Origin of the sequence: Streptomyces sp. NPDC093260 (assembly GCF_040683715.1) — a bacterium.
Lineage (GTDB): Bacteria > Actinomycetota > Actinomycetes > Streptomycetales > Streptomycetaceae > Streptomyces > Streptomyces sennicomposti.
Genome location: NZ_JBFBEK010000060.1, coordinates 1 through 10,722, shown reverse-complemented (window position 1 = coordinate 10,722; position 10,722 = coordinate 1). Strand labels below are relative to the sequence as shown.

General features: G+C 70.7%; 12 protein-coding genes, 2 tRNA genes and 1 pseudogene. 14 read left to right on the top strand and 1 reads right to left on the bottom strand.

The window, feature by feature from the left end; all coding sequences use genetic code 11:
• The 9 genes and pseudogenes from AB0N63_RS35950 to AB0N63_RS35910 form a co-directional block, all read left to right on the top strand.
• Positions 1–308, top strand: a pseudogene (locus AB0N63_RS35950) (SpdA protein); the annotation flags it as partial.
• A 19-nt stretch (positions 309–327) separates the two neighbouring features.
• Positions 328–513 carry a mobile element transfer protein gene (locus AB0N63_RS35945; protein WP_365536201.1) on the top strand — a complete coding sequence of 62 codons (186 nt, stop codon included), beginning with the start codon at positions 328–330 and terminating at the stop codon, positions 511–513.
• Between the two features lie 16 nt (positions 514–529).
• Complete coding sequence (locus AB0N63_RS35940; protein WP_365536198.1) at positions 530–841, top strand: SpdD protein; 312 nt, start codon at positions 530–532, stop codon at positions 839–841.
• Positions 842–936: 95 nt separating this feature from the next.
• On the top strand, positions 937–1,116 hold the full coding sequence (locus AB0N63_RS35935) for a hypothetical protein (RefSeq protein ID WP_365536195.1): 180 nt from the start codon (positions 937–939) through the stop codon (positions 1,114–1,116).
• A 5-nt stretch (positions 1,117–1,121) separates the two neighbouring features.
• Positions 1,122–1,292, top strand: coding sequence for a hypothetical protein (locus AB0N63_RS35930; protein ID WP_365536192.1), 171 nt, complete (start codon positions 1,122–1,124; stop codon positions 1,290–1,292).
• Positions 1,289–2,362 carry a DNA cytosine methyltransferase gene (locus tag AB0N63_RS35925; RefSeq protein ID WP_365536190.1) on the top strand — a complete coding sequence of 358 codons (1,074 nt, stop codon included), beginning with the start codon at positions 1,289–1,291 and terminating at the stop codon, positions 2,360–2,362. Before AB0N63_RS35930 ends, AB0N63_RS35925 begins: the two co-directional genes overlap by 4 nt.
• Positions 2,359–3,753 (top strand): replication initiator protein RepSA, encoded by a 1,395-nt coding sequence (repSA, locus tag AB0N63_RS35920; RefSeq protein ID WP_365536187.1) that lies wholly within the window; start codon positions 2,359–2,361, stop codon positions 3,751–3,753. Before AB0N63_RS35925 ends, repSA begins: the two co-directional genes overlap by 4 nt.
• A complete protein-coding gene (locus AB0N63_RS35915; RefSeq protein WP_164389249.1) occupies positions 3,746–3,958 on the top strand; it encodes an excisionase family DNA-binding protein in 213 nt (70 codons plus the stop codon). The genes repSA and AB0N63_RS35915 overlap by 8 nt, the downstream gene beginning before the upstream one ends.
• Positions 3,958–5,103, top strand: a complete 1,146-nt coding sequence (locus AB0N63_RS35910; protein WP_365536184.1) for a site-specific integrase — start codon at positions 3,958–3,960, stop codon at positions 5,101–5,103. The genes AB0N63_RS35915 and AB0N63_RS35910 overlap by 1 nt, the downstream gene beginning before the upstream one ends.
• A gap of 69 nt (positions 5,104–5,172) precedes the next feature.
• Here the strand turns inward: AB0N63_RS35910 and AB0N63_RS35905 are convergent.
• Positions 5,173–5,243: transfer RNA gene (locus tag AB0N63_RS35905), tRNA-Gly, on the bottom strand.
• Between the two features lie 445 nt (positions 5,244–5,688).
• On the opposite strand from AB0N63_RS35905, the gene AB0N63_RS35900 reads away from it, so the two are divergent.
• The 5 genes from AB0N63_RS35900 to clpX all read left to right on the top strand — a co-directional run bounded on the left by AB0N63_RS35900 (position 5,689) and on the right by clpX (position 10,559).
• A tRNA-Pro gene (locus AB0N63_RS35900) sits at positions 5,689–5,765 on the top strand.
• A gap of 194 nt (positions 5,766–5,959) precedes the next feature.
• A complete protein-coding gene (gene tig, locus AB0N63_RS35895; protein ID WP_365536182.1) occupies positions 5,960–7,354 on the top strand; it encodes a trigger factor in 1,395 nt (464 codons plus the stop codon).
• Positions 7,355–7,636: 282 nt separating this feature from the next.
• Positions 7,637–8,242, top strand: a complete 606-nt coding sequence (locus AB0N63_RS35890) for an ATP-dependent Clp protease proteolytic subunit (protein ID WP_019983797.1) — start codon at positions 7,637–7,639, stop codon at positions 8,240–8,242.
• A gap of 151 nt (positions 8,243–8,393) precedes the next feature.
• Positions 8,394–9,104: an ATP-dependent Clp protease proteolytic subunit gene (locus AB0N63_RS35885; RefSeq protein ID WP_365536180.1), complete on the top strand. Its 711-nt coding sequence runs from the start codon at positions 8,394–8,396 to the stop codon at positions 9,102–9,104.
• A 168-nt stretch (positions 9,105–9,272) separates the two neighbouring features.
• Positions 9,273–10,559, top strand: a complete 1,287-nt coding sequence (gene clpX / locus AB0N63_RS35880; RefSeq protein ID WP_009188601.1) for an ATP-dependent Clp protease ATP-binding subunit ClpX — start codon at positions 9,273–9,275, stop codon at positions 10,557–10,559.
• The last annotated feature ends 163 nt before the right edge of the window (positions 10,560–10,722 follow it).

The following is a 10,722-nucleotide window of genomic DNA, read 5'->3' as shown; positions in this document are numbered from 1 at the left end:
CCGAACTGGAGAGGGACGAGGAAGGCGAGGAACCGGCGCCGGAAGTCGAGATGCACCGCACCGACACCTCCGAACCGGCGGCCCCGGCCCCGGCTCCCGGCCCGGCGGCGGAGCTGACTGCGGCACCGTCCAAGCCGCCCGCCGACACCCCGGCCGTTCCGCCGGCGCTGCTCGATCACGCCCGCTCGATCGCCGATGCGCACCGCCGCAGCACGGGCGAGCAGATCACCGCCGACGCGCTCACCGCGCGGCTCGGGCTGCCCGCTCCCACCTGCGAAGCCATCGCCGCTCAACTCCAACTCGCCTGATCAGAAACGGAGTCCCGCCGTGCGTCCGAACCGCTTCTACAACGTGATCCGCATCGGCCCGGTCGAGGTCGGCACCTACAACAACGGCCGTGGCCAGACCCGGCACACCGCCGCCTGCACCGCACCCGGCTGCGGCTTCTCCACCGACCACCGAGACCGCTCCGCCGCCGAACTGGCCGCCCGCACCCACCGCTGCACCGCCTGACAGGAGGAACGATCCCGTGTTCACCCCGAAGTACCCGCCCCAGGACACCGCGCCCGCCGTTCCGGTCCCGGCCTCCACGACCGACCACACCCCGGCCCCGGTCCCCACCTCTGCCCCGGTTCCGGTGGCCCCGGCCTCGAACCGGCCCACGGTCCAGCTCACCCCCGGTACCGCGCTCGCCCTCGTGGGGGGCGGCACCGCCGTGGTCCTGGTCGTCGGAGCGGTCCTGGTCTCCATGCTCCTCGCGGTCGCGATCACCGGCGTCTCGGTCGCCGTGTGCGCGGTCGTCCTGCGCTCGCTCGTCAAGGACCTGCACAAGCACCGCTGAACGGCCCCCGGAGCGGCCTCGGTCGCCAAACTTCCGCCGCTCCGGGCGCCTGGACCCCTCATCAGATCCAACGGACCCGAAAGGGAAGCCCCATCATGCCCCAGCACGCCAAGACCACGCGCGTCTGCCGCGACTGCTACGGCTTCGCCGCCGTTGCCATCACCACCGGCACCCACCACCGCGACGGCACCCGCGCCACCCTCCGCGTCACCTGCCCGACCTGCCAGGGCACCGGCTGCGTCCCCGCCGCCGGCCTCGCCCACGCGGGGCGGTGACCGCCGTGGCTCTCCTCGACTGGCGCTCGCCCGAGCACTTCGACCACAGCGGCGACAAGCCGTGCGTCCTGTGCACCAAGCCCACCCCGCTGCGCTCCGACACCGGCAAGCCCGTCCACAAGGTGTGCGCCGAAGCGTGGACCGACGCCCACCCGGCCAAGGAGGGCGACCAGTGAGCAACCGTGCCGACTCGTTGGTCCTCGACCTCTTCGCCGGCCCCGGCGGCTGGTCCCAGGGCCTGCACGCCCTCGGCCTGACCGACACCGGCATCGAGACGGACCCCGCCGTCTGCGCCACCCGCACGGCCGCCGGACACGCCACCATCCACGCCGACGTCGCCGAGCACCCCACCGCACCCATGCGAGGGAAGGTGTCCGGGCTGATCGGTTCCCCGCCCTGCCAGACCTTCAGCGCCGCTGGCCTGCGCGCCGGGAACACCGACCTGCCCCTGTGCCACCAAGCCTTGGACGACCTCGCCCACGGACGCGACACCCGCGGTGAACTGCGCGCTGCCTGCACCGACACGCGGTCCCTGCTCGTCGTGGAACCCCTGCGCTACGCCCTGGACCTGCGACCCGACTGGATCGCCCTGGAAGAGGTCCCCGCCGTCCTGCCCCTGTTCGAGCACACCGCCCGCCTCCTGGCCGGCGTCGGCTACTCGACCTGGACCGGCGTCCTCAACGCGGCGGACTTCGGCCTGGCCCAGACCCGCCGCCGCGCCTTCCTGATCGCCTCCCGCACCCGCCCGGCCCTGCCGCCCGAACCCACCCACGCCGACGGCGGCACCCCCACCGACCTGTTCGGCGCCGGGCTCCCGCCCTGGCGGACCATGGGCGACGTCCTGGGCTGCCCGCCCGCCCTGGTCGTCACGCGCGGGAACCACACCACCGGCGGCAGCAGCTTCCCCACCACCGGCCCCTCGTGGGCGGTCACCGGCCGCGCCCGCTCCTGGATGCTCAAGGTCGGCAACCGGCCCTCCGCGACCCGGCGCCGCCTCGACCAACCCGCCCCGACCCTGCTGTTCGGCAAAGCTCTCAACGACGTCTCCTGGATCGACGTCGACGGCGCCCCGGTCCGGCGCCTGGCTGTCGAGGAAGCCGCCGTTCTTCAGGGCTTCCCCGCCGGCTACCCGTGGGCCGGCTCGCGCACCAAGCAGTTCCAGCAGATCGGCAACGCCGTCCCCCCGCCCCTGGCCACCGCCGTCCTGCGCACCGTCGTCCCGGCCGCGCTGGAGGTGGCCGCGTGACCGATGCCGCCACCCTGGCGGGCCTGGACCCGGCCACCCTCAACGACCTGCTGAGGCTGGCCGGGTCCCCCGGCTTCGACCGCATCCAGGACCAGATCCGCCGCACCGGTGGCTGCACCGACCCGATCCGCCTCCACGGTTCCACCGTCACCCGCGACGCCTTGACGGGGCACGTCCTGCACTCCTACTCGACCGACACCGAGCCCGGCGGCGTTCTGCGTCTCGCGTGCGGCAACCGGCGGGCCTCCCGCTGCCCCGCCTGCGCCTGGACCTACGCCGGCGATACCTACCACCTGATCCGTGCCGGCCTCGTCGGCGATCCCGCCAAGGGCACCCCGGACACGATCCGGGATCACCCGCGGGTCTTCGCCACCCTCACCGCTCCCTCGTTCGGCCCGGTCCACAACCGGCCCGGCAACCGGTCCTGCCGCTGCGGCACCCGCCACCCCGAAGACGCCCCCGAACTGGGCACCCCGCTCGACCCCGAGAGCTACGACTACGCGGGGGCGGTGCTGTGGAACAACCACGCCTCCGACCTGTGGCGCTACTTCACGATCTACCTGCGCCGCGAGATCGCCAAGCGCGCCGGCCTCACCCAGAAAGCCGCCCGCGAACAGTCGCGGGTCTCCTTCGGCAAGGTCGCCGAGTACCAAAAGCGCGGCGCCGTCCACTTCCACGCCGTGATCCGCTTCGACGGCCCCGAGGGACCCGACAGCCCGCCGCCGGTCTGGGCCACCCTCGACCTGCTCACCGACTCGATCCGGGCCGCTGCCGCCCGCGTCGAAGTCGACGTGCCCCCCGCCGGGGACCAGCCCGCCCGCACCCTGCGCTGGGGCACCCAGCTCGACGTACGCCCGATCCGCGCCTTCGGCGACGGCTCCGAGATCACCGAACAAGCCGTCGCCTCCTACGTCGCCAAGTACGCCACCAAAGCCGCCGAGACCACCGGCACCGTAGACCGGCGCATCGGCAACAAAGAGGCCCTCGAACTCCTCGGCGTCCCCGACCACCCGGCCCGGCTCATCACCGCGTGCCTAGACCTTCACCCGCTCTACCCGGACCGGAAGCTACGGGACTGGGCGCACATGCTCGGCTTCCGCGGCCACTTCTCCACCAAGTCCCGCCGCTACTCCACCACCCTCGGCGCCCTGCGCCAGACCCGCGCCGACTACCGCGCCGCACAGCAACGCGAAGCCCTCGGCCTGCCCGACCCGGACGACGAGGAAGCGACCACGCTCACCCTCGCCCACTGGGTCTATGCCGGCCACGGCCATACCCCCGGCGAATCCTGGCTCGCCGCCAACACCCGCCGGGAGATCCAGCACAACCGCGAAACCGCCCGAGAAGAACTCGCAGACCCGCGTCACCAGGGAGGGGACGACCATGAATGAGCGGTACCTCAGCGTTGATCAGGTCGCCGAGATCCTCGGCACCACCGTCCGCTTTCCGCGGCGTCTGATCGAGGAACGGCGGATCACGTACGTCAAGGTCGGGCGGCACGTCCGCATCCCGGAGAGCGCGGTACGGGACTTCATCTCCGCAAACACGGTGGAGCCACGCCGGCGGGCTGCTCGCCTTCGGGGGGTGGCTGCCTGATGGCCGGTAAGCGCCGACAGTTCGGCCGGGTCCGCAAGCTTCCGTCCGGCCGGTACCAGGCTCGCTACCGTGGCCCGGACGGTGTCGACCGCCCGGCCCCGGAGACGTTCCGCACCAAGCGCGAGGCGGATGACTGGCTGGCCGACCGGCAGTCCGAGCTGCGACAAGGGGACTGGCGCGACCCCGACGCCGGGAACGTGCCCTTCGGTGACTACGCGGCGGCCTGGGTGAAGGAACGACCGCTCGCGCCCCGGACGGCCGAGCTGTACGCCTCGCTGCTCCGCCTGCACCTGGCGCCCACCTTCGGAGCGATGGCGCTCGCCGACATCACCCCGGCCGCCGTACGGACCTGGCGCCGGGCTCGCCTCGACGCCGGCGTCGGCCCGTCCACGGTCGCCAAGGCGTACGCTCTGCTCCGCACGGTCATGGGGACCGCCGTCCAAGACGACCTGATCCGCCGCAACCCGTGCCAGATCAAGAACGGCGGCACCGTGGTCACCCCGGAGCGGCCCACAGCGAGCATCCCCGAGGTCTTCGCGATCGCGGACAGGATTCAGCCCCGGTACAAGGTGCTCGTCCTGCTCGCCGCGTTCTCCGGGCTGCGCTGGGGTGAGCTGGTCGCGCTGCACCGGTCCGACATCGACCTTGAGCACGGCATGATCCGGGTGCGCGGCGCTGTCTCCGAACTCACCAGCGGCCAGCGGGTCTACAAGGCGCCCAAGAGCGCGGCCGGTAAGCGGCTGGTCGCCGTGCCGGCCTCGGTGCTGCCGCTGCTCGTCACCCACATGAAGGTGTTCGCGGAAAGCGGTGCTGACGGTCGCGTGTTCGTCGGGGCGAAGAAGGCCACGCCGCGTCGGAACCACTTCAACCGGCTGTGGCACAAGGCGTGCGCCGACGCCGGCGTGAAGGGACTGCGGTTCCATGATCTTCGGCACACCGGCAACACCCTCGCCTCGCGCACGAACGCCAGCACCAAGGAGTTGATGGCTCGCCTCGGCCACAGCACGGCCCGCGCGGCGCTGATCTACCAGCACGCCAACTACGACCGGGAACGGGAGATCGCCGACGCCGTAGACGAGATGATCGTCAAGGCGTTCAAGCGGGGTGCCGGGCGGAACGGGCACGTGGCGGGCACGGACAACTGATCCGGCTCATAGAACGACTCAGGCCCAGGGAGCGGGAAACACCCTCTCACCTGGGCCTGAGTCATGCAGAGCGGGCGACGGGAATCGAACCCGCGTAGCCAGTTTGGAAGACTGGGGCTCTACCATTGAGCTACGCCCGCACACACAGCGCGCCGCTGGTCGGGTGACCGCGGCACACAAGGCATCGTAGCGGGTCGTACGCGCTCGCCGCACACCCCTTCCCCCGGATCGCCGCACCGGCACCGCCGGGCACCGCCTCACCCGCGCGGCCCCGCGCCACCCTGTATCCCCGCTTCATCCCCGCTTCACGCTCCCGGCGATGCCCGCCCCGCGCTCCCGGCGATGCCGTGCGGCGGGGCCGGCGCGGCGCGTGCCGGCCGGCCTCCGCCCCGGCGCCCGCGCCCCCGCGCGTCCGGCGGTGGGTTCACGCCACCCGCGCGCGCCCGCCGCCCGTCCGCCTCTGCGTCGCGCGGGCGCGCGCGGGGCCATGCGGTGCGCCCGGTGTGCCGTCCCGCGCACCGGGACGCTCCGGGAAATGAGGCGGTCGCACTGGCTGCGGGCATGTACCCTACGTGTCGCACCAGACGGGGTGTGGCGCAGCTTGGTAGCGCGTCCGCTTTGGGAGCGGAAGGCCGTGGGTTCAAATCCCGCCACCCCGACCATCAGCCGGCCGCCGGTCGGCCCATCTCGCGTGATCGCCTTTTGGGGCGCCGAGCGGCTCCGGTTACTATGCAAGCTGCGCGCCCGTGTGTCCGGTCCTAGGTCCTAGGACCTGCGAACTCCTCCGGGCGGCAGATTTGCCGGACCTGTCTGGCTCCGGCAGAACCCAAGAAGTCAGCCACAAGGAGACCGAACCGTGAAGAGCGCCGTGGAGACCCTGAACCCGACTCGGGTTCGGCTCACTGTCGAGGTGCCCTTCGAGGAGCTCAAGGACAGCCTCGACGCGGCGTACAAGAAGATCAACCAGCAGGTCACGGTGAAGGGCTTCCGCAAGGGCAAGATCCCGGCCCGGGTCATCGACCAGCGCTTCGGCCGCGGTGCGGTGCTGGAGGAGGCCGTCAATGACGCGCTCCCGAAGTTCTACACCGAGGCGGTCAACGAGGCGGAGCTGAACCCGCTGGGCCAGCCCGAGGTCGACATCACCGAGCTGAAGGACGGCGAGACGCTGAACTTCACCGCCGAGGTGGACGTCCGCCCGACCATCGAGATCCCGGACTACTCCGGCATCGAGGTCGAGGTCGACGCCGTCGAGGTGACCGACGAGGACGTGGAGAAGGCGGTCGAGCAGCTGCGCGAGCGCTTCGCCTCCACCACCCCCGTCGAGCGCGCCGCCGAGGACGGCGACGTCGTCACCATCGACCTGGAGGCCAAGGTCGACGGCGAGGTGCTGGAGGACGGCATCGCCAACGGCGTCTCCTACACCATCGGCTCCGGTGAGCTGCTGGACGGCGTCGACGACGCCGTGAAGGGCCTGGAGGCCGGTGGCGAGGCCACCTTCACCTCCGAGCTGAAGGGCGGCTCTGCGGCCGGCAAGGAGGCCGAGGTCACCGTCAAGGTCACCCAGGTCGCCGCTCGCGAACTGCCGGAGCTGGACGACGACTTCGCGCAGCTCGCCTCCGAGTTCGACACCCTCGAGGAGCTGAGGGCGGACAGCCGCAAGCGCCTGGAGAACATGAAGCAGTACGACCAGGCCACGCAGGCCCAGGAGCGCGTCCTGGAGAAGCTGCTGGAGCTGGTCGAGGTGCCCGTCCCCGAGAAGCTGCTCGAGGACGAGATCAACACCCGCAAGCACAACCTCGAGCACCACCAGCTCGGCCAGATGGGTCTCACCCTCGACAAGTACCTGGAGATCCAGGGCAAGACCGCCGAGGAGTTCGACACCGAGACCCGCGAGGCCGCGGTCAAGGGCATCAAGACGCAGTTCGTCCTGGACGAGCTGGTCAACAAGGAGAAGCTCGGTGTCAGCCAGGAGGAGCTGACCGAGCACCTCATGCGCCGCGCCGCCTCCTCCGGCATGTCCCCCGACCAGTTCGCGCAGGCCGTCGTCCAGCAGAACCAGGTTCCGCTGCTCGTCGGCGAGGTCGCCCGCGGCAAGGCCCTGGCCGTCGTGGTCGAGGCCGCGACCGTGAAGGACACCAACGGCGAGATCGTCGACCTGGAGGACGAGGAGGACGAGGCCGCCGAGGCCGCGACCGCCGACGCCGCCGGGACCGAGGGCGAGAGCGAGGGCGAGGAGAAGGCCGAGGCCTGATCCACCCGCCGCGTCGCCCGAGACGTACGTACGATGGGCCCCGGGGAGCGCTTCCCGGGGCCCATCGGCGTACCCGCCCGCCGCGCCGCCGCGGCCCCCGCGCTACGCCCCCGGCGAACACCCCCCTCAGCGGGATTCCCCGAAGGGAGCCGCGCGTTAGGGTCCATGAATACGAGGGCAGGGGAGTCCCCGAAAACCGCCGGACGGCCCCACGCCCCGGCAGTACACGTGAGACGGCCCGGCGCCGTCGTAAGACGAGCAGGTGGATACGTGACGAATCTGATGCCCTCCGCCGCCGGCGAGCCTTCCATCGGTGGCGGCCTCGGCGACCAGGTCTACAACCGGCTGCTCAACGAGCGGATCATCTTCCTCGGCCAGCCGGTCGACGACGACATCGCGAACAAGATCACCGCACAGCTGCTGCTCCTTGCCGCCGACCCGGACAAGGACATCTACCTGTACATCAACAGCCCCGGCGGCTCGATCACGGCCGGCATGGCGATCTACGACACCATGCAGTACATCAAGAACGACGTGGTGACCATCGCCATGGGCCTCGCCGCCTCGATGGGCCAGTTCCTGCTCAGCGCGGGCACCCCGGGCAAGCGCTTCGCCCTGCCGAACGCCGAGATCCTGATCCACCAGCCGTCCGCCGGCCTCGCCGGTTCGGCATCGGACATCAAGATCCACGCCGAGCGCCTGCTGCACACCAAGAAGCGGATGGCCGAGCTGACCGCCCAGCACACCGGCCAGACCTTCGAGCAGATCACCCGCGACTCGGACCGCGACCGCTGGTTCGACGCCTACGAGGCCAAGGAGTACGGCCTCATCGACGACGTCATCACCTCGGCCACCGGTATGCCGGGTGGCGGCGGCACCGGGGCCTGAGCCGCTCCCAGCGGGCCGCAGCGCCCCTGAGCGGCGCTCGCGGAGGCCCGGGCCGTCGCGGACCCCGACGGACCGCCACGGCCGCCCCAGCGGCCCCGTGCAGCCCAGCCAGCCCCTCAGCCGACCGCCCAGCCCTTTTCCAGGAGACATCGTGAACGACTTCCCCGGCAGCGGCCTCTATGCCCTCCCTCACAGCCTCAACGGCGCGGGAGGCGCCCCCAAGGCCGAGTACACCGGTCCCACGGCCGAGTCCCGCTACGTGATCCCGCGCTTCGTCGAGCGCACCTCGCAGGGCGTGCGCGAGTACGACCCGTACGCGAAGCTCTTCGAGGAGCGCGTGATCTTCCTCGGCGTCCAGATCGACGACGCCTCCGCCAACGACGTCATGGCACAGCTGCTGTGCCTGGAGTCGATGGACCCCGACCGGGACATCTCGGTCTACATCAACAGCCCCGGCGGTTCCTTCACGGCGCTGACGGCCATCTACGACACGATGCAGTTCGTGAAGCCCGACATCCAGACGGTGTGCATGGGCCAGGCGGCCTCCGCCGCCGCGATCCTGCTCGCGGCGGGCACGCCGGGCAAGCGCATGGCGCTGCCCAACGCGCGCGTGCTGATCCACCAGCCCTACAGCGAGACGGGCCGCGGCCAGGTCTCCGACCTGGAGATCGCCGCCAACGAGATCCTCCGGATGCGTTCGCAGCTGGAGGAGATGCTGGCCAAGCACTCCACCACCCCGGTCGAGAAGATCCGCGAGGACATCGAGCGCGACAAGATCCTCACGGCCGAGGAGGCCCTGGAGTACGGGCTGATCGACCAGATCATCTCGACCCGGAAGATGAACAACGCCGCCGTCCGCTGACGCGGACGCCGGGCCGCCCGGACCCCTTGGACACGGTCACGTCGAAGTGAACCGTGCCAAGGGGGACCCGAACGGGGGGCCGGGCAAGGTACCGTCGACATAAGGCAGCACCAGGAGCCGCTGGACCGCATACGTCCAGGCGTCTCCCAGGCGAAGGGGAAGCACACCGTGGCACGCATCGGTGACGGCGGCGATCTGCTCAAGTGCTCGTTCTGCGGCAAGAGCCAGAAGCAGGTCAAGAAGCTCATCGCAGGGCCCGGTGTGTACATCTGCGACGAGTGCATCGACCTCTGCAACGAGATCATCGAGGAAGAACTCGCGGAGACGAGCGAGGTGCGCTGGGAGGAACTGCCCAAGCCCCGCGAGATCTACGAGTTCCTCGACGGCTACGTGGTGGGTCAGGAGGCGGCCAAGAAGTCCCTCTCCGTGGCGGTCTACAACCACTACAAGCGCGTCCAGGCCGGCGAGAACGGCGGCGGCCAGGGCCGTGAGGACGCCATCGAGCTGGCCAAGTCCAACATCCTGCTGCTCGGCCCCACGGGCTCAGGCAAAACCCTGCTGGCCCAGACCCTGGCCCGGATGCTGAACGTCCCGTTCGCCATCGCCGACGCCACCGCGCTGACCGAGGCCGGGTACGTGGGCGAGGACGTCGAGAACATCCTGCTGAAGCTGATCCAGGCGGCCGACTACGACGTCAAGAAGGCCGAGACCGGGATCATCTACATCGACGAGATCGACAAGGTCGCCCGCAAGAGCGAGAACCCGTCGATCACGCGCGACGTCTCCGGCGAGGGCGTGCAGCAGGCCCTGCTGAAGATCCTCGAGGGCACCACGGCCTCGGTGCCGCCGCAGGGCGGCCGCAAGCACCCGCACCAGGAGTTCATCCAGATCGACACGACGAACGTCCTGTTCATCGTGGGCGGCGCCTTCTCCGGTCTGGAGAAGATCATCGAGGGCCGCGCCGGCGCCAAGGGCATCGGCTTCGGCGCGACGATCCGCTCCAAGCGGGAGCTGGAGGCCAAGGACCAGTTCGAGGACGTCATGCCCGAGGACCTGGTCAAGTTCGGCATGATCCCCGAGTTCATCGGGCGCCTCCCCGTGATCACCAGCGTCCACAACCTCGACCGCGAGGCCCTGCTGAAGATCCTGGTCGAGCCGCGCAACGCCCTGGTGAAGCAGTACCAGCGCCTGTTCGAACTCGACGGCGTGGAGCTGGACTTCGAGCGCGAGGCCCTGGAAGCCATCGCCGACCAGGCCATCCTCCGCCAGACCGGCGCCCGTGGTCTGCGCGCCATCATGGAGGAGGTCCTGATGTCGGTGATGTACGAGGTGCCGTCCCGCAAGGACGTGGCCCGCGTCGTCGTCACCGCCGACGTCGTCCACTCCAACGTCAACCCCACCCTGATCCCGCGCGACGCCCGCGGCCGGGGCCCGGGGGAGCAGAAGACGGCGTAGCCGCGTCCCGCACACGGCTCCCGCACAGGGCACAGCCGCCCGTACACGGCGAAGGGGCCCCGGTCGCACGGCGGTTTCTAGCGGTCGTTGCAACACGCGGTTGTGTTGATCAGGCCGTGAGCAGTTTATGCAGGCGCTCGGCTGGGGTTTCCCAGCCGAGCGT